The organism is Streptomyces sp. KL109B, from assembly GCF_030766935.1.
In the GTDB taxonomy this organism is placed as follows: Bacteria; Actinomycetota; Actinomycetes; order Streptomycetales; family Streptomycetaceae; genus Streptomyces.
In genome coordinates this window covers 270,530-288,040 of record NZ_JASERL010000012.1, presented here as the reverse complement: position 1 = coordinate 288,040, position 17,511 = coordinate 270,530, and the positions used below count along the sequence as shown (strand labels likewise).

Sequence of the window (17,511 nt, the reverse complement as noted above, 5' to 3'; positions counted from 1 at the left end):
GCGGAAAGGCTCCACCGTGCACACGCACACCTGGACATACGCCCCTTACCCCGAAGTGACCGTCCCCGTCGCAGAGTTCGGCACCGGAACCCCGGTGCTCCTGCTGCACGGCGCCGCGGGTCCGGACAGCGTCGGCGACCTGGCACGGCGGCTGGCCGACCGTCACCACGTCATCGTCCCCACCCACCCCGGCTGGAACGACACCCCACGGCCGGACTGGTTCACCGGCATCGACTCCCTCGTCGAGTGCTACCTCGACCTCCTGCACGAGCAGGGCCACAAGGACGTCGCCGTCATCGGAAACTCCATGGGCGGGTGGGTGGCCTCGGAGACGGCGGTCCGCGACCGCGGCCGGCTCATCAGCGAGCTCGTCCTCATCAACGCCATCGGACCGAAGATCGAGGGCCACCAGATCCGCACCCCCGGATCCGGCCGCCCGCCGGGCCCGCCGCGGCCGCCGGCCGACAACGGCGCGCCCCGGCAGGGCCCCACCGCCGCCTCCATGGCGGCCCTCAAGGCGTACGCGGGTGACAACATGGCCGACCCCCGCCTCAGGACCCGGCTCGCCCGTCTCGCGCTGCCCACCCTGGTCCTGTGGGGAGAGCAGGACACGGTCGTCACCCCCGACTTCGGCCGCGCCTACGCCGCCGCCATCCCCGCCGCGCGCTTCGAACTCGTCAAGGACGCCAACCACGTCCCGATGAGGGAACAGCCGCAGACCGTCGCCGACCGCGTCCGCGCCTTCCTCGACGACTCCCGAAACTGACCACCGGGCCCCGCGATACCGGCCCGTCGCGGTGCGGCTCGACGCAGCCGTCGAACCGGGTCCCCGCGCCCGGCGACGCACCAGCGGTCAGGAGCACTCGGCCGGTGGCGCCGTCGCAGCCGCGGAAGCCGACCCGGACGATGACGAACAATCGAAGGGGGCGGGGGTGTGGCCTTCCCAGATCTGGCGGGATGCCTGTTCGGGGTAGGGCAGAGTCCTCGACTCGGCGTCCAGGACTCGGGTGAGGTGCTCGCCGGGCCGGTGGGCGGGCCAGCCCGCGTCGCCGGTGGTGATGAAGCGAACCCATGTCTCCTGGAGTTCGCGGGAGAGCGCGTCGGCCTCGGGGGTGGGCTCCTCGCCGATGAGCTGGGTGCCGACGGGGCTGTCCAGCGTGCCGAACGCGAGGGGCACGTCGAGGCTGTGGCAGGCGCCCAGGATGCCGTCGAGGGCCGGGGCGGCCCAGCACAGTTCGAACAGGTAGGAGGTGCCGCCGGCCGCGGCGTTCGCCTCGGCCAGCTTCAGTGACGGCATCCGGAAGAGGGCGTCGGAGTACACCGTCTCCACCAGCTCCTCCGGGCCTGCCTGCGGGAACGCGGCACGGTAGGCCCGCGCGCCGTCCGGTCGCGGGGCGAGCAGTTCCAGGGCCGCGTGGGCGTCCTCCTCGGTGAAGGTGCCGTACCGTCCGCTCACGACGCTGAAGTACCGGAATTCGTCCCGGGTGTGGCCGACGAGCAGTTCGGTCCCGCTCGCCCGCGCGCCGGTCAGCGCCGACCAGGGCGTTTCCGTGAGGACCTCGCCGTCGACGACGGGGCACAGTGCGGTGCCGGTCTCCGTGAGGCGTCCCCAGCTCTCCCGGTGCGCGTGCAGGCCGGCGTTGAAGGAGGTGAGTTCGGCGGCCATGTGCCACGGGTCGATGTCGCGCAGGGCCTCGGCGGTGGGGGCCGCGGCGCCGAGCCGGTCCGCGAACGCGGCGGTGACCTCCCGTGCCAGAGCGGGGGTGCTGTGCAGACCCGGCACCGAGTGGGCCATGGCCCGCCGGAACAGGCCGCGCGCGGACTTCATCGTCAGCAGGGCGGCGACCGAGCCCGCCCCTGCGGACACTCCGCCCACGGTGACCCGGTCCGGGTCTCCTCCGAAGGCGGCGATGTTGCGCCGCACCCACTCCAGCGCCGCGATCTGGTCGAGGAATCCGCGGTTGGGCGGCGCGTCGTCGAGGAACGCGAACCCTTCCGCGCCCACCCGGCAGTTGATGGTCACCACGACGACTCCCGCCTCGGCCAGCGCCGCCGGGTCGCACATCGGGTCGCTCGACGCCGCCGAGAGGTAGCCGCCCACGGGGATCCACACCAGCACCGGCAGTCCCGCCGCGCCGGGATCCGGAGTGCCGACGTTGAGCGTCAGCCAGTCGGTGCCCTGCGGGGACACGTCGACCGGCAGGGACAGCGGCACCACGGGGCCGAACTCGACCGCCTGCCGCGTCCCCTCCCAGCGGTGCGGCGGCGCGGGCGCGGCGAAGCGGAGCTCTCCGACCGGGGGCTGGGCGTAGGGGATGCCGCGGAACACCGCGTGCCCCTGCCGCCAACGCCCCCGCACCACACCCTCCGTCGTCCGTACCTTCGGCTGTTCGGACATGCCGCTTCCTTCCTCGCGTGGACTCCAGGATTATGGGTCATCTGTATTATGTCGACTGTATTGGAACAGTTCTCGGGTACGGGAGAGGGGTCGGCGTTGCCGAAACAGGTGGATCACCGAGGCCGCCGCGAAGCGATCGCCCGCGCACTGTGGCGGGTGGTGGAGCAGCGCGGCGTCACACAACTGACGATGCGCGTGGTGGCGCAGGAGGCGGGCATGTCGCTCGGGCAGCTGCAGCACTACTTCGCCTCCCGGACGGCCATGCTCTCCTTCGCCATGGATTTCGCGTCCGAGCAGACCTCGGTGCGCGTACAGCAGGGGCTCAAGCGGCTCGGTGACCGCCCCCACCCCCGCGACGTGCTGCGCCTGACCCTCGCGGAAATGCTTCCCCTGCACGCCGACGCCCGAGCGACCAGCCGGATGAGCGCCGCCTACGTCCTGGAGGCACTGCACGACCAGACCGTGCACGAGCAGGCGCGCCGCGGCCTCGTCCAAGGGCGGGACCTCGTCGAGCAGTTGGTCCGCCAGGCGATCACCGACGGACACATCGCCCCCGGCCACGACCCGGCGACCGAGACCAACCTCCTCCTCGCCCTCACCGGCTTCACCTCCCTGATCGAACTCGCCGTGATCGAGCCCCGGGACGCGCTCGCCGCGATCGACGTGCATCTGGACCGGCTGTTCAGCGGTACGTGACCCGCCCGGACATGGGGGCAGGTGGGGACAAGATCAGCTCCAGCGCGGATCACGGCGCCCGGCATCGGTTGGCCGGAGACCGCCCAGGGTGTTGGTCACCGAGTCCCGGTCCGGATCGACCGCCCCGCAGCACGGCCCGAAAGACACCACGCGAATACGGAGACCCGGGCCCACAGCAACCGCTCCTGCGGCGTGCACAGTTCGTGGCTCCAGCCGATCGCCGTACGCAGCGCCTGGTGCCACGGCGGATGGGCGTCGTACGCCTCTTCTTCCGTCTGTCCCAGCACCGACATGCGGTCGTCGAGGCGGACGGCGAGTTCGGCGGGCGGCAGTTCACCGAGCCGGGCGGCGGCCAGTTCGATCGCGAGCGGCAGCCCCTCCAGGCGACGGCACAGGTGCACCACGTCGCCCTGATCGTCCTCGGTGACCGCGAACCCCGGCACCGCGGCGGCTGCCCGCTCGGCCAACAGCACCACGGCGTCGTTTCCGCTCGCCGCGGGGTCGTCCGGGTCGGGGACCGGCATGGGCTCGACCGCCGGTGTGCGCTCGGCCGACACGTTCAGCGGGCGGCGGCTGGTGGCCAGGATGCGTAGTCCCGGTGCCGCGTCCAGGAGAACTTGGGCGGTCAGCGCGCAGGCATCGGTCAGATGCTCACAGGTGTCCAGGACCAGCAGCAGTTCCCGCCCAGCCATGTACTCGGCCAGGACTTCGATCATCGGCCTTGTGGACTGGTCGGCCAGGGGCAGCTCTTCGGAGATCGCCAGTGCCAGTATGGCCCCGTCTTGCAGCGGTGCCAGTTCCACCCACCGGGCCCCGCCCGACCCCACCCGGCCCCGCCGCCTGCGACGAGAGGGATCATCGTGCTCGCCCGCGGAGCGGTGTGTGACCGACAGTGAGAAAGCGTCCGCAATCGGGAACGGTCGGCGCACACCGGATCGGTCGGTGTTCCTGTGCGCTCAGATCCGGTCACCACTCCGCCGCGTGCTTCACAGCTGCCCGACGGCGAGCGAGGCAGGTCTGCTCCGGGGGCACAGCGATCGCGACGAGGGCCGCACAGAACCGACAGAGGCCGCCCGCGCCCGTCTAGGAGCGGGGCGCGTGTCCTGGTGGGCCGCCGTCGGGTGCGTGTGACCGTGCGCCGCCGAGGAGGAGGTTCGTGACGCCGGAGACGTCCAGGACGCGGCGCACCGCCGTACTGACGCCGATGAGGCGCAGGCTGCCGCCGGAGTTGGCTGCCCAGCGGTGGTGGCGTATGAGCAGGTTGATTCCGCTGGAGTCGGTGAACGGCACGGCGGTGAGGTCGAGTTCGCAGTGTCGCGGGTGCAGCTGTGCCAGGGCCTTTTCGAGTTGCGGTGCGGTCTGGATGTCGAGTTCCCCGTGTGCGCGCACGAGGACGAGGGTGCCGGTGTCCACGACGCGGACGCCGAACGGCGGCGTGTTCATTCGGTTCACTCCTCAAAGCCCCCGCTTGAAACGCCAGTTGGAGGTCCATGGAAGCACAACCGGGCCGGGGCGCACGCGGGTCTCCAGGACCCGGCCCCCGGGTCCTGCCTTCCCGTCCGCTCCGCTATCCCTCCGCGGTGATTACGGGGAGGGACTCGAGCCCCCGGACCAGGCGGGTTCGCCTCCAGGCCAACTGGTCCGCCGGAACCGCCAGATGAAGCCCGGGAAGGCGCGCCAGCACGGCCCGCAACACGATCTCCACCTCGGCCTTGGCCAGGGGAGCGCCGACACAGCGGTGGATGCCGTGGCCGAAGGCGAGGTGGGCGGCGGAGTCCCGGTCCAGGTCGAGTGCGTCCGGCCGCGGGAACCGTGCCGGGTCCCGGTTCGCGGCCCCGAGGGCGACCAGCACCGGAACGCCTGCGGGGATCTCGGTGCCGCCGAGCGTGACGTCTTCCGTGGTGAAGCGGAAGGTGGATGTGCTCACCGCGGAGTCGAAGCGCAGCAGTTCGTCCACGGCGCCGGGGATCTCGTCCGGGCTGCGGCGGAGGCGCTCCAGCTGGGCCGGGTGCCGGAGGAGCGCCAGCAGGGCGTTGCCGAGGGCGTGGGTGGTGGTTTCGTGTCCGGCCACGAGCAACAGGACCGCCAGGGAGACCAGTTCCGGCTCGCTCAAGTGGTCTTCTGCGTCGCGGACGGCGATCAACCGGTCCAGAATCGAGCCGCCAGGACTGAGGCGTTTGGCCGCGATCAGGTCCGTCATGTACTCCGCCATCGCGTGCGAGGCCGCGTCGGTCATGTCGGGCTCCCCCGACGCGAACAGTTCCGCGGACCAACGCCGGACGTCGAGCCGGTCGGCCGGTGGTACGCCGAGCAGTTCGCAGATCACGGTGACCGGCAGCGGCACCGCCAGGCCGGCCACGAAGTCGAATGGTTCGCCGGACCGCCACTGATCCAGCAGTTCTTCGGTGACGCGGGCGATGAACGGCCGCAGCCGGGCGACGGACCCGGTGGTGAACGCCTTCGTCACCAGCTTGCGCAGCCGGGTGTGCTGGGGTGGGTCGCTGGCGAGCATCGTGTGGGCGACGGCGGGGTGCGGACGTCGCCGTGATTCCTTGCCCGCGAAGAAGGCGGACGTGTCCTTGGAGAGCCGTACGTCGTTGAGGGCCTCTTTGGCCTCCGCGTAGCCGGTGACGACGTAGTTGGTGCGTCCGCCGGAGCCTGTCGGTACGGGCCGCACGGGGCAGGTGGCCCGCATGGCCGCGTAGGCCGGATACGGGTCCCGCAGGAAGCCGGGGTCCTGGGTCGGGTCGGTCATGGTGTCAGGCTCCAATGGTGTGCGGTCGGCCGGAACATGTTCCCCGAGACCGTGCTGGACACAGACCGGCAATCCCTAGAAGCGCACGGCCTCGCTCCTTCGGATGCTGGAGACGTGCCGGCTTCTCTTCTGTCACCGTCGATCCCATCGAAGGCAGGTCGGAGTGCACCTCGTGTCATTGCGCGGTCCAGCCCCCGTCGACGGCCAGGAGCGCGCCGGTGACGAAGGCGGACGCGTCGGAGGCGAGGAAGGCGACGGCCTCGGCGACCTCCTCGGGGCGTCCGATCCGGCCGGCGGGGTGGGCGGGGCCGAACGAGGCGAGCATGTCGCGGCCGTTGTCGACGACGCCTTCCATGATGTCGGTGTCGATGACGCCGGGCAGCACGGCGTTGGAGCGGATGCCCTTGGGGCCGCCCTCGATGGCGAGCACCTTGGTGATCTGGGCCAGGGCGCCCTTCGACGCGGCGTAGGCGGTCTGCGTGGCGAAGGCCACGACCGAGGAGACGGAGGCGATCGAGACGATCGCGCCGCCGCCGGTGGCCTCCATGGCGCGGAACGCCTCGCGGGCCTGGACGAAGTTGCCGCGGGCGTTGACGCGCAGGATGGCGTCGAAGTCCTCGGTGGTGGTCTCGGTGATCGACTTGTTCAGGGTGCGGCCGGCGTTGTTGACCAGGATGTCGAGCCCGCCGAAACGGCTCGTCGCGAGGTCCGTGGTGGCGCGCGCGAGGTCCTCGTCGGCGACATCGCCCACGAGCGCGGCCACGTTGTCGGGGTCCTTCGCGGCGAGTTCCTCGACGGCGTCGGAGCGGTCGGTGACGACCAGGCGGGCGCCGCGGTCGCGCAGCAGCGTGGCGGTGGCCAGGCCGATGCCGCGGGCGGCTCCGGTGACGACGGCCACTCGGCCGGTGAGGTCCCAAGTGGTGGGGTGGCTGGACTGGTTCGGGGCGGGGGTCACAGGTTTCTCCAGGGGTGCGATGCCGGTGCGCGGGGCGTCTCTTGTGCCTCGTACATCTCGTACGCCTCGTACGCCTCGTACGCCTCGTACGCCTCGGCCGTGTGTTTCCGGCATCGAGACTGGACCCGCCGGAGCGTGCGCAGGAAGGGCGGGATCTTCCTGGGTGCAGCGCACCCAGGAACGGCGCTGTCCCCGGATCTAGCATGGGCGGCATGACTCATTCGCAGCTCGGCGCCTACCTCACCGCGCGGCGCGCCCGCGTCACCCCGGCCGAGGCGAACCTGCCCGTCACGGGGCAGCGGCGGGTGCCGGGGCTGCGCCGCGAAGAGGTGGCCGCGCTCGCGGGGATCAGCGCCGACTACTACGTACGGCTCGAACAGGGGCGGGAGCGTACGCCGTCCGCGCAGGTGCTCGACGCGCTGGCCGCGGCCCTACGGCTCGACGAGGACGGCCGCCTGCACCTGTTCAGGATCGCCGGGCTCGCCCCGCGCCCCCGGGGCGCCGCCGTCACGGAGCGGGTCGAGCCCAGCCTGCTGACGCTGATGGACGCCTGGCCGCACAACCCGGCCATCGTCTACAACCGCGCGTACGACGTGCTGGCCTCGAACGCCATCGCCGACGCGCTCTTCCACGGCTGGACGCACTCCCGCAATCTGATGCACGTCGTGTTCACCGACCCGGCCGCCCGGACCTTCTACCGCGACTGGCACGAGGTGGCCCGCAACTCCGTGGCCGGTTTCCGGCTCGGCCACGGCGTGGCGCCCGACGATCCGCGGATGCGGCAGGTGCTCACCGAACTCCTGGACGGCAGCGCCGAGTTCGCCGACCTGTGGGCCCGGCACGACGCCCGCGGCAAGGCCCTGGAACGCAAGCGCTTCGCCCACCACGACGTCGGACCACTGACGTTGACCATGCAGACCTTCGACGTCCGCGCGGCGCCCGGCCAGGAACTCGTCGTCTACCACGCCGAGCCCGCCTCCCCCAGCAGCGAGGCCCTCGCCCTCCTCGGCTCCCTCGCCGCCACCGAGCGCCACGCTTCGTGAACCGCCTCGTCAGGCGCCCCGTAGTCCCCGGTGAGCGCTGATCCCCGACCGCGGCGCGATCGAGACAAGACGAGAGAGGGATGCCATGTCGCGGATTCACATCCCGGTCGACGAACTCACCGACACGATGGACGCGTTGAAGGACATCCGCGCCCGGATCGACAGGACGGCGAAGCTGGACAACGTCGGCTCGGAGGGCGATGTGGGCGACTCCGGTCTCACCTCGGCCGTCAACGGCTTCGACAGCGCGTGGCTGGCCGGCCACGAACGCGTCCAGGAGAACGTGGACACGTTCAAGGACGCGGCGCAGGGCATCGTCGACAACTTCACGGCCACGGACGACGAGGCCGGGACGGCACTCGATGAATGACACACCGATAACCGGCTCCTCGATGAACGACTCCATGAATGGCTCGATGAACAACTCCATGAATGATCCGAACGACCCGAACGACCCGAGCGATCCGAACGATCGGAGTGCTCCGGATGAGATGCGGGACGCGGACGGCCGGCCGCGGCTGCTGCCCTCCGACGAACGGCCGCAGGGCGCCCCGGCGCGCTACACCCTGAACTACCCGTCCACGTGGTCGCACCTCGACCTCGACCCGTCCACCAGGGACGTCGCCATCCGGCGCCGCGTCGAGGAGGAGGCGGCGAAGCTGCGGGCCAAGGGCAAGGCGGTGGACCGGGACCTCGTCGACGAGCTGATCCGGGGGACCCGCAGGAGCGCCCGCGAGGCGTACGCGCGGGGCGCCCTGCAGATCGCCTCCCTCATTGCGTTCCTCTCGGACGGCAACCCGCTCTCGGCCACGGCCCTGGTCCTGCGGACCCGCATCCCCGAGGGCGAGTCGACGGACCTGGGGGAGCTGATGCTGACCGGCGGGATCCACGTCAACAGGACGTCGCCGGGCCGGGGTTCGGAGCTGAACCAGGTGCACATCATGGAGCTGCCGGAGGTCGGCAGCGTCGGGCGGCTGACCACGGTCGAGGACTTCGACCACGGCGGTCCCGCCCCCGTCCGCACCGCCGTGCACCAGGTCGTGATCCCCGTGCCGTCGAGCCGGGACCTGATGGTGCTCGCCAGTACGACGCCCAATATCAACATGGCCGAGACGTTCTTCGAGGTGTTCGACGCCATCGCCGGCACCTTCCGGTTCCACGAGTCCGCGGAACCCGAGGCTCCGGCACCGAGCGAAGGAAGCGAGGTCGGAGCGTGACGACACGGCCACCCTTGACCGAATGGGAGTCGGTCTTCGGTCTCTCGGAGGACCCGACCCCCGGCGACCCGGACGTCCTCGAACAGCTCGCCTCCGAGTACGGGACCGTCTCCTCGGACGCTCAGTCCGCCCACTCCGTCGTCGCCCGGATGGACTCCAACGAGCTCGGCGAGGGCGAGTCCATGGAGAAGCTGCGCGGCAAGCTCAGCGAACTGCCCACGCAGACGGGCAAGTTGCAGACTTCGTACGAGATGGCCTCCGACGCGATCCTGAAGTACGCGGACCGGCTGCGGGAGAGTCAGGGCCAGGCGGACCAGGCCCTGAACCAGGGCCGTGCGGCGAAGGACAAGCTGGACGCGGCCATCGTGGTGGCGGCCGCGGCGAGCGCCCACGTGGCCGGTCTCGACCTCGCGGAACCCCCGCCGCCCCACGACGAGGAGGCCCGCAGCCACGCACGGCGCGCGATGACCGACGCGAAAATGGCGCAGGACGAGGCCACGCGGGACGTCGAGTCGGCGGAGTCGGAGCTCGAAGCGGCCCGGATGCTCGCCGTCGACGCTCAGGAGATCCGTACGTCGGACGCGGCCATCGCCAAGCGGGAACTGGAAGAGGCCACGGACGAGGCGGTCGCGGCGAAGGCCTGGTGGGAGAAGATCGGGGACTGGCTGAATCTGGCGTTCTCCGTCGTCAGCGCCATCCTCGGCGTCATCGCCCTGATCGTCACCGGTCCCGTCGCGCTCGTCATCGGCGGTCTCTCCGTCGCCCTCGGCGTCGGCTCGGTGATCATGTCGGTGGTGAAGGGGGCGCAAACCGGGGAGTGGGACATCATCGGCATCGTCACAGGAACCATCGGGTCCATCCTGGGCGGCGTCGGTCTCGCGCTCGGCAAGGGCGTCAGCGCCATCGGCAAGGTCGGCCTGGGGCAGTGGTTCAAGAACCTGTTCCGGTACACGCCGGGTGCGGGGGCGGAGCGGATCGAGTTCGACATCCTCGACGCCCTGGGACGCGTCACCGAGACCGCCACGCACTTCCCCAAGCCGATCCTGTCGAAGCTGGACCTCTTCATCAGCGGGTCCGGCCTCTTCCTCGGCATCAGCGGCTTCATCTACTCGATCGTCGAGGCCGCGGGAGGAGCGGAGGGCACCAAGCTGCACACGAAGCCGGCGTAGGCGCTCCCCCGGCCGTCACACCCGCTCGAAGCCGTCACACCCGCTCAAAGACGACCTCCCCGTCGAACACCGTGAGGTCGATCGGCAGTGCCGGGATGTCGTGCGGGTCGGTGGCGCGCAGATCGCCGCCGAGGACGCACAGGTCGGCCACCTTGCCCGCCTCGATGCTGCCCTTCCAGGACTCGGCGAAGTCCTGGCGGGCGGCGTTGACGGTGTAGGCGCGCAGGGCCACTTCCAGGGTGACGCGTTCCTCCGGGCCGCTCACCCGGCCCGTCGCCTTGGACTCGCGCAGCAGCATCGCGCTGACGCCCTGGCGCCAGTTGGGCTCGGTGATGGGGGCGTCGGAGCTGGCGCACACCGCGACACCGGCCTCGTTCGCGGAGCGGACCGGCCACTGGTAGTCGGAGCGCACCTTGCCGACGACCTCGTCCATCAGGTCGGCGATGGTCCACTTGATGGCCGGGTTCATGTTCACGCCGTAGCCGTGCGCGGCCAGTTTCTTGAGGCTCGCGGCGGACACGAAGTCACCGTGGATGACGTAGTGGCGCGCGTCGGGCCGCGGGTGGGCGTCGTGGGCGGCGACGAAGGAGTCCACCACCGCGTCGATCGCCCGGTCCCCCGTGACATGCACGCCCAGCTGGTACCCGGCCTCGTGGGCGATCCGCACCATCTCGGCGAGCTCCGCCTGTTGCAGGCCCGGGTCGGAGCCGTGGACGCAGAGCGCGCCGCGGCCACCGCCCGCGTAGGGCTCGCTCATCCAGCCGGTCTCGTTGGGCGGCACACCGTCCGCGAACACCTTGACCCCGATGACGGCGAGCCGGTCGGCCGCCACGTCGTCCGGTACTCCGAGCCCTGCCAGGTTCTCCCGTACGTCGGCCGCCGAGCCGCCCATCGGTGCGGGCAGCAGCAACACGCTGACGCGGGCGGCCAGTTCACCGGCGCGGGCCAGCTCGACGTAGGCGTCGAGCGAGTCCGTGCCGAGGCCGCCGCCGAGGATCCGGGTGCCGCCGGGGCCGAGCCCCGGCTCGGTGTAACTGGTGATGCCCTCGGCGTGCAGCGCTGCGACCGCCGACCGGATCGCCGCCTTGCGCTGGGCGACGGTCGCGGGCGGGACCAGCTCCTGGACGGCCGCTTGTGCCGCCTCCTTGAGGATGCCGGTGGGTACGTCGGCGGCGTCGGTCTCGATGACACCACCGGGCGGCGCGGTGACACCCCGCTCGATGCCGGCCAGTTCGAGCGCCTTGCTGTTCGCCCAGGTCATGTGGCCGGAGAAGTCGGTCAGGCAGACCGCGTGGTGCGGGGCGGCGGCGTCCAGGTCGAGGCGGTGCGGGCGCCGCCCCGGGTCGGCGACACACTCGGCGAGGTACCCGACGTCCCAGCCGATGCCGGTGATCCACTCCCCTGCCGGTGTCTCGGCCGCGGCCCGCCGCACCGCGTCGGCGATGTCCGCGATGGACCGCACGGCCGGGTGCCCGACGGCGAGCGCGAACGGTGGCCGGGTCAACCCCCATGTAGCGCCGTGCAGATGGGAGTCGTTGATGCCCGGCAGCACGGTGCGGCCGGCGAGGTCGAGCGATCGGGTGCCGGGTCCGGCGAGCGCCCGGATCTCCGTGTCACTCCCCACGGCGAGGATGCGGTTTCCGCGCACGGCCACGGCCTGCGCGACGGTGAACTCCGAGTCGACGGTGAGCACTTCGCCGCCGGTCAGGATCAGCTCGGCCGTTTCGGACATGGGTGACCTCTCTGAAGGGGACGTGGTGCGACGGGTCAGGTGGGTCAGGCGGACACTCGGATCGTTTGAGGTCAAACATTAGGAGGGCGGGAACGCGCGGGCAAGGGTTGTGCGGGCATCGCGCCACACATAACGTACGGCCCCAAACAACCCACCCTTCCCGCCCCGCACGATCACCACCACCACGGAGAACACATGCACCCCACCGCACCCTCGACTCCCGTGCATCTCGTGGCGGGTGCCAGCAGCGGCATCGGCGCGGCCGTCGCCGTGCGGGCCGCCGCGGCCGGGGCCCGCGTCGCCATCTGCGGGCGCCGGGCCGACACCCTGCGCAAAGTCGCCGGTGACTGCGGAGCGACGCCCTACGTCGCCGATGTCACCTCCCGCGAGCAGGTCGAGGGCCTGGTGGCCGATGTCGTACGGGACCATGGACGGCTCGACGGCATCGTCGCCAACGCCGGGGTGATGCGTCCGGGCGGGGTGCTCGACCTCAGCGACGAGGACTGGGACGCGACGCTGCGCACCAATCTCACGTCGGTGTTCCTGCTCGCGCGCGCCGGAATGCCGCAACTCGTCGCATCCCAGGGTGCGTTCGTGACGGTCGGCTCCATCGCCGGGCTGCGCGCGTCGGGCGGCATGTCCGCGTACGCCGCGTCGAAGGCCGGAGCCACCATGCTGACGACGACGCTCGCGGCCGAGTTCGGGCCGCGTGGTGTGCGCGCCAACACGGTGTGCCCGGGGTGGACGCGCACCGGGATGGCCGACGAGGAAATGCGGGAATTCGGCGGCCCGTTGGGGCTCGGGGTCGAGGATTCCTACGAGCAGGTGACCGCGCTCGTCCCGCAGCGCCGCCCCGCCGAGGCGCGGGAGGTCGCGGAGGCCGTGCTGTGGCTGCTGGGCCCGCACTCCTCGTACGTCAACGGCACCACGCTCACCGTCGACGGTGGCACCACGGTCGTCGACCCGGGTGCGGTGCCCTTCGAGTTCCGGGTCACGCCGCGGTGACACCGGGCAAGTACGAGCACGGGGCCCGGCTCCTGGGCGGCGCGGCGCCCCTGTGGCACGCGGCGGGCACGCTGCTGTGGGGGTCACCGGGGCTGGTCGAGGCGCACCACCGCACGGAGGCCGGTCCGATGTCGGCGCTCGGCGCGGAGCGCTTCACCCGCGAGCACACGTACGGTCAGGCCCTCCCGGTCGACGAACTCGTGAACGCAGCCCTCGGTCTCGGCTTCACCTCACGCGGTCAGGTCACGACCATGTTCGACGGCCTCAGGGACCTCAAGGACCTCAAGGAGGGGAACTGGGCGCCGGATGCGGGTAGTTGAGCTATGCCTCGGATCGGTACGACTCCAGGCGGTCGGCCAGTTCTGTGGGGTGGCCGAGCATGGGGCAGTGGTCGCCGGGGAGTTCGTCGGGGGTGATGCCCAGGCGCTCCCGCACGATGCGGCGCATGAACTCGGCTGGGAAGAAGCGGTCGTCGCGGGACAGCAGGAACTTCGTGGGCACGTCCGGCCATGCGGCCAGCGGCCATGGCACCAGGAACGGTGTCGCCGACTGTGTGCGCGTGTGCTTGTCGGCCTCGGCGGCCAGTTCCGGCGGGGTGTCGTGGTGGAAGAGGGCGGTGTCGTCGTCGGGGTGCCTGCCGTCGCGTTCGTCCTGCTCGCGCCTGGCCTGCTCGTAGCCGGTGTTGGCCCACCACTGGCCCGGGGTCTCCCCCGGTGCCGGGATCTGCGCCTGGAGCATCACGAGCAGGTCCACCGGCAGGCGGTCGCACACCAGCGGTGCGGTGAACCCGCCGAAGGAGTGGGCCACCAGGATCAGGCCGGTGCGGTCGCCGATGGCGTCGACCACCGTGTCGGCGTACTCGGCCAGCCCGGCCGAGTCGTCGTCGCACGGCAGGTCCACCGCCACCACGTCATGGCCCCGCCCACACAGTTCGGCCTCCAGCAGATGCCAGTACCAGGGGCTGGTCCCTGCTCCCGGAATCAATACATACGTAGCCATCGTCAGCGAGCTCCTCGTTTGCGGGCGCCGTGGTCGATGCGGTGATGAGGCGAGCGCGCCCGCGATCGTTGTGTGACGAACCACCTGGCCACCCTCGCGGCGCACTCCATGCGTCGAACGAGGACGTGGTGGCCGCATTGTCCAACCGGAGAACACCCTTCGGAAGCCGCACAGATAGGCCGAAACGGGCCATTCCGACGGCTACAACGCCGCACCGTCGACGAGGCGGGGCGAGCACCCTATGCATGTAACAGCCACTGTTCCCTTGGCGCTGTCCTGAGTGGGGCCCCGGCAGTCGGCGGCCGGGGCCCCGTTCACGTCTCACAGAGTCTGGTGCTCCTCCTGCCTCGGAAGGTCGGCGGAACGGTCGAATGCCGTCGCCCGGTCCACCTCTTGCCGCACGGCGTGCCGGGTACCGGAATTGATGGCCCAGCGGGCGATCAGGAACGACAGGGGCGTCGCGAGGATGCCCGCCGCGAGGGCCGTGATGTTCTTTCCCGTTCCCAACATGTGCACGCCGAGAAATAGGAGTGTGCCGCTGAATAGCAGGTTCACGAGGCTCGACAGGGGAAAGCGGAAGAAGGCCCGCCACGTCGGCTTTGTGCGGCAAGTGATGTAGGTATTCAGCAGGAACGAGCCGACGACGCTGACCGAGAATCCGATCACGTGGGCGATCAGATACGGGATCCAGCGGTTGAGGGAGGCGTAAACGGCCATGTAGACGGCGGTGTTGATGATTCCGATCAGTCCGAAGACGACGAACTGCCGAAAGGTGCGCAGCCCGTCGCGCTCCCGGACCGGGACCCGGACTGTGACTGGGACTGGGACTGGGACTGGAACCAGGGTCGGGGTCGGGGCCGGAATCGGCGGCGTTCCGGTGCCGTGGGCGCTCGCCTCGGTCTCCCGCACCACGTAGGGCGGCCTGCGTTTCGTCTCGCCATAGATCCGGCCGACGTACTCGCCGATGACGCCGAGGGTGGCGAGTTGGATGCCGCCGAGGGCCGCGACGGCGACCAGCAGCGTGGCGAAGCCGGGCACGTCGACGCCGTGCGTGACGACGTTCGCCGCGATCCACAGCGCGTACGCGAAGGCCGCGAGCGCCAGCGCGAGCCCCGCGTAGATGACCAGGCGCAGCGGGCGGCTGTTGAAGGAGAGGAGGCCGTCGATTCCGTAGTTGAGCAGGCGTCGGCCGCCCCATTTCGACCGTCCGGCGGCGCGGCCCACGTTGTGGTACGTGAAGCTGACGGTGTCGAAGCCGATCCAGGAGAAGATCCCTTTGGAGAACCGGTTGGCCTCCGGCAGGTCGAGCACGGCCCGCACGGCGCGCCGCGACAACAGCCTGAAGTCGCCCTCGCCGTCGACGACATCGACGTCCATGCAGCGCCCCATGGCCCGGTAGTACGCCGAGCTGACGGCCCTGCGCAGCACGCCCTCGCCGGAGCGGTCCCGGCGGGCCACGACCTGGTCGTAGCCGTGCTGTCGCAGTTCGAGCATGCGGCACAGCAGTCCGGGCGGGTGCTGGAGGTCGGCGTCCATCAGGGCCACGACGTCGCCGCGTGACATGCGCAGCCCCGCGAGCATGGCCGCCTCCTTGCCGAAGTTCCGGCTGAAGGAGGTGTAGCGGACGCGCTCGTCCGTGGCGGCGAGGGCCCGGAGTTGGGCGCGTGTGGTGTCGCGGCTGCCGTCATCGACGTAACAGATCTCGAAGGTTCGCCCCGTCCCGTCCAGGACTTCCAGGAGTGCGCGGTGAAATGCGTGGATCACCTCTTCTTCGTTGAAACACGGCACAACAACTGAGACCTGACACGCTTCCATTTGCCACCCCAGCAGGTGTGTGAAGTGCGGCCTTTACGACCACGGCACCACCATGACGCATCAACTCAAGATAACGGTAAGAAGGCAGGGCTGAACGGCTGTGTCTATGTAGGCTCGTGACGGCGACACATTTCGGGCCGAGATGGCGGAACCGGTTGTCGGCACACTGCAAAACGTATCTTCGCGCCGGGAGATATTCCGTCCGGTGCCAATGGGAAGGCGGCAGTCCGTGGTCCACGCGCCGGAAGAGGTCGTTCGCGACCGGGGTACTGGTGTCGTACCGGAAGAGCGGAAGCCGGGCGGCCGGTGGACACGCGTGCCGCCGGGGCTGCTCGCGCTCCTGCCGCTGGCGGTGTTCGCCTTCGCGGCGTGGACCGCCCGCTGGGTGCGCCCCGGTGGCGACGACTGGTGCTTCCTTCCAGTGGTTCGCGACGGTGGACTGCCCGCCATGGTCGGCAAGTTCTACCTCCACGACAACGGACGGATCGTCAACGCCGTTCTGGTGTGGGCCTATGCCCGGTTCGGCGAGGCGGGTCAGCGGTGGTTCGCGCCGGCCTGCGGGGTCGTCGTACTGGCGCTGCTGTGGGCCTTCGTCGCGGCGGTCGTGCGGGCCGCCCGGCTGCGTGTTCCGCGCGGGGTGCCGCTGTTGGTGGCGGCCATGGTGACGGCCTTGTTCCTGTTCGGCTCGCCCAACACCTACAAGACGTTCTACTGGCCCGCCGCCGCGGTCTCCCACACGCTGCCCCCGGTGTTCGCCTGCGCGGCCGCCGTCCCGGTGCTGCGGGCGGCGACCCGGCGCGGGAAGGTCCTGGCGCTGCTCGCGGTCGTCGTCACGGGCGTCGCCCTTGGCCTGCTCTCGGAGGAGACGAGCGTCGTCGTCGCGACCGCCCTCGCGTGTGCGCTGCTGCTCAGCGGCCGCCTCTTCCCCGCGGCGCGCCGCCGGTTCCTGCGGGTGTGCTGCGGGGCCGGCATCGCGAGCACGGCGATCGGCGTCCTCGTCCTCTACACATCACCCGGCTCGGTGCGCCGCAGGGAGCGCAAGCACGCCTCGACGATACTGACGGCCGACTCGCTGCTCGGGGCCTTGCGGGGCTTCGGCGAGATCATGGCCTCGGTGCTCACGACCTGGCCGTACGTGGGGGCGCTCGCGGTCGGCCTCGTCGTCGGTGTGCTGGTGTCCGGCCCGGCGGGGCGCGTCGTCCCCGGCAGGAACCAGGTACTGGTGGCCACTGCCTGGGTCTGCACACTGCTGGTCTCCGGCTACGTGTGCACGGTGATCACGTATCCCGTCTTCGGGAAGGCGGTGGTGTCCTCGACCCGCCTGTGGAACGACTACCTCCTGCTCTACGTCCTGCTTCTCGTGTACGTGGGCGCCCTCGCCGGGTGTGTCGTGCGGGGCGGGGTCCGGGGCCGGGGCCGGGTGCGGTCGGCGACTCCGGTGCTGGCCGCGGGTGGTGTGGTGTGCGCCGTCGTCTGTCTCTCGCTCACCGCGTCGCTCGGGGGTCTGGCCTCGGACATCACCGCCCACGCGCACGACTGGGACCGCCAGGACCGCGCGATGCGCGCCCGGGCCGCCGCCGGCGGCGAGGTCCTCCCGTACAAGCGGCTCCCGCTGGCCAGGATGACCGAACCGTTCCGGCACGGCGGGCGCGCGAAGTGGCCGGCCTCGTGCATCGCCCACTACTACGACGTGCGACACATCACCCAGAGCCACAAGCTGCCCTGAC

The 17,511-nt window shown here is 70.9% G+C and carries 17 protein-coding genes; 9 read left to right on the top strand and 8 right to left on the bottom strand.

Features of this window, described 5'->3' with window-relative positions:
* Positions 1-16 precede the first annotated feature (16 nt).
* Positions 17-766, top strand: coding sequence for an alpha/beta fold hydrolase (locus RBJ65_RS33420; protein ID WP_306320162.1), 750 nt, complete (start codon positions 17-19; stop codon positions 764-766).
* Positions 767-853: 87 nt separating this feature from the next.
* Here RBJ65_RS33420 and RBJ65_RS33415 read toward each other — a convergent pair whose 3' ends face one another.
* Positions 854-2,398 (bottom strand): carboxylesterase/lipase family protein, encoded by a 1,545-nt coding sequence (locus tag RBJ65_RS33415; RefSeq protein ID WP_306320163.1) that lies wholly within the window; start codon positions 2,396-2,398, stop codon positions 854-856.
* A 96-nt stretch (positions 2,399-2,494) separates the two neighbouring features.
* Between RBJ65_RS33415 and RBJ65_RS33410 the strand changes: the two genes are divergently transcribed.
* Positions 2,495-3,094, top strand: a complete 600-nt coding sequence (locus RBJ65_RS33410; protein WP_306320164.1) for a TetR/AcrR family transcriptional regulator — start codon at positions 2,495-2,497, stop codon at positions 3,092-3,094.
* A 95-nt stretch (positions 3,095-3,189) separates the two neighbouring features.
* On the opposite strand, the gene RBJ65_RS33405 is transcribed toward RBJ65_RS33410, so the two are convergent.
* The 4 genes from RBJ65_RS33405 to RBJ65_RS33390 form a co-directional block, all read right to left on the bottom strand.
* Positions 3,190-3,897: a hypothetical protein gene (locus RBJ65_RS33405; RefSeq protein ID WP_306320165.1), complete on the bottom strand. Its 708-nt coding sequence runs from the start codon at positions 3,895-3,897 to the stop codon at positions 3,190-3,192.
* A gap of 280 nt (positions 3,898-4,177) precedes the next feature.
* A complete protein-coding gene (locus RBJ65_RS33400; RefSeq protein WP_306320166.1) occupies positions 4,178-4,537 on the bottom strand; it encodes an STAS domain-containing protein in 360 nt (119 codons plus the stop codon).
* Between the two features lie 124 nt (positions 4,538-4,661).
* Positions 4,662-5,849, bottom strand: a complete 1,188-nt coding sequence (locus RBJ65_RS33395) for a cytochrome P450 (protein ID WP_306320167.1) — start codon at positions 5,847-5,849, stop codon at positions 4,662-4,664.
* Positions 5,850-6,024: 175 nt separating this feature from the next.
* On the bottom strand, positions 6,025-6,804 hold the full coding sequence (locus RBJ65_RS33390) for an SDR family NAD(P)-dependent oxidoreductase (protein WP_306320168.1): 780 nt from the start codon (positions 6,802-6,804) through the stop codon (positions 6,025-6,027).
* Positions 6,805-7,007: 203 nt separating this feature from the next.
* On the opposite strand from RBJ65_RS33390, the gene RBJ65_RS33385 reads away from it, so the two are divergent.
* From RBJ65_RS33385 to RBJ65_RS33370, 4 genes are all read left to right on the top strand, one after another.
* The gene (locus tag RBJ65_RS33385; RefSeq protein WP_306320169.1) at positions 7,008-7,847 is read left to right on the top strand and encodes a helix-turn-helix domain-containing protein; all 840 of its coding nucleotides are present in this window, start codon (positions 7,008-7,010) and stop codon (positions 7,845-7,847) included.
* Between the two features lie 85 nt (positions 7,848-7,932).
* Positions 7,933-8,217 carry a hypothetical protein gene (locus RBJ65_RS33380; RefSeq protein ID WP_306320170.1) on the top strand — a complete coding sequence of 95 codons (285 nt, stop codon included), beginning with the start codon at positions 7,933-7,935 and terminating at the stop codon, positions 8,215-8,217.
* On the top strand, positions 8,210-9,064 hold the full coding sequence (locus RBJ65_RS33375) for a hypothetical protein (RefSeq protein WP_306320171.1): 855 nt from the start codon (positions 8,210-8,212) through the stop codon (positions 9,062-9,064). Before RBJ65_RS33380 ends, RBJ65_RS33375 begins: the two co-directional genes overlap by 8 nt.
* A complete protein-coding gene (locus RBJ65_RS33370; protein ID WP_306320172.1) occupies positions 9,061-10,233 on the top strand; it encodes a hypothetical protein in 1,173 nt (390 codons plus the stop codon). The genes RBJ65_RS33375 and RBJ65_RS33370 overlap by 4 nt, the downstream gene beginning before the upstream one ends.
* Positions 10,234-10,267: 34 nt before the next feature.
* Here RBJ65_RS33370 and RBJ65_RS33365 read toward each other — a convergent pair whose 3' ends face one another.
* Entirely contained in the window at positions 10,268-11,965 is a 1,698-nt protein-coding gene (locus tag RBJ65_RS33365; protein WP_306320173.1) for an amidohydrolase, read from the bottom strand.
* A gap of 195 nt (positions 11,966-12,160) precedes the next feature.
* On the opposite strand from RBJ65_RS33365, the gene RBJ65_RS33360 reads away from it, so the two are divergent.
* Together RBJ65_RS33360 and RBJ65_RS33355 are read left to right on the top strand one after the other, a co-directional pair.
* The gene (locus RBJ65_RS33360; RefSeq protein ID WP_306320174.1) at positions 12,161-12,970 is read left to right on the top strand and encodes an SDR family NAD(P)-dependent oxidoreductase; all 810 of its coding nucleotides are present in this window, start codon (positions 12,161-12,163) and stop codon (positions 12,968-12,970) included.
* On the top strand, positions 12,967-13,290 hold the full coding sequence (locus RBJ65_RS33355) for a hypothetical protein (RefSeq protein ID WP_306320175.1): 324 nt from the start codon (positions 12,967-12,969) through the stop codon (positions 13,288-13,290). Before RBJ65_RS33360 ends, RBJ65_RS33355 begins: the two co-directional genes overlap by 4 nt.
* A gap of 1 nt (position 13,291) precedes the next feature.
* On the opposite strand, the gene RBJ65_RS33350 is transcribed toward RBJ65_RS33355, so the two are convergent.
* Complete coding sequence (locus RBJ65_RS33350; protein ID WP_306320176.1) at positions 13,292-13,969, bottom strand: alpha/beta hydrolase; 678 nt, start codon at positions 13,967-13,969, stop codon at positions 13,292-13,294.
* A gap of 321 nt (positions 13,970-14,290) precedes the next feature.
* Positions 14,291-15,784 (bottom strand): glycosyltransferase, encoded by a 1,494-nt coding sequence (locus tag RBJ65_RS33345; protein ID WP_306320177.1) that lies wholly within the window; start codon positions 15,782-15,784, stop codon positions 14,291-14,293.
* Positions 15,785-16,013: 229 nt separating this feature from the next.
* Here RBJ65_RS33345 and RBJ65_RS33340 point away from each other — a divergent pair, with 229 nt between their 5' ends.
* Positions 16,014-17,510 (top strand): DUF6056 family protein, encoded by a 1,497-nt coding sequence (locus RBJ65_RS33340; RefSeq protein ID WP_306320178.1) that lies wholly within the window; start codon positions 16,014-16,016, stop codon positions 17,508-17,510.
* The last annotated feature ends 1 nt before the right edge of the window (position 17,511 follow it).

Coding starts and splice junctions, on each gene's coding strand:
- RBJ65_RS33395 (WP_306320167.1), bottom strand. CDS start 5,849: ATGACCGACCCGACCCAGGACCCCGGCTTCCTGCGGGACCCGTATCCG.
- RBJ65_RS33360 (WP_306320174.1), top strand. CDS start 12,161: ATGCACCCCACCGCACCCTCGACTCCCGTGCATCTCGTGGCGGGTGCC.
- RBJ65_RS33385 (WP_306320169.1), top strand. CDS start 7,008: ATGGGCGGCATGACTCATTCGCAGCTCGGCGCCTACCTCACCGCGCGG.
- RBJ65_RS33400 (WP_306320166.1), bottom strand. CDS start 4,537: ATGAACACGCCGCCGTTCGGCGTCCGCGTCGTGGACACCGGCACCCTC.
- RBJ65_RS33365 (WP_306320173.1), bottom strand. CDS start 11,965: ATGTCCGAAACGGCCGAGCTGATCCTGACCGGCGGCGAAGTGCTCACC.
- RBJ65_RS33380 (WP_306320170.1), top strand. CDS start 7,933: ATGTCGCGGATTCACATCCCGGTCGACGAACTCACCGACACGATGGAC.
- RBJ65_RS33415 (WP_306320163.1), bottom strand. CDS start 2,398: ATGTCCGAACAGCCGAAGGTACGGACGACGGAGGGTGTGGTGCGGGGG.
- RBJ65_RS33345 (WP_306320177.1), bottom strand. CDS start 15,784: ATGGAAGCGTGTCAGGTCTCAGTTGTTGTGCCGTGTTTCAACGAAGAA.
- RBJ65_RS33375 (WP_306320171.1), top strand. CDS start 8,210: ATGAATGACACACCGATAACCGGCTCCTCGATGAACGACTCCATGAAT.
- RBJ65_RS33350 (WP_306320176.1), bottom strand. CDS start 13,969: ATGGCTACGTATGTATTGATTCCGGGAGCAGGGACCAGCCCCTGGTAC.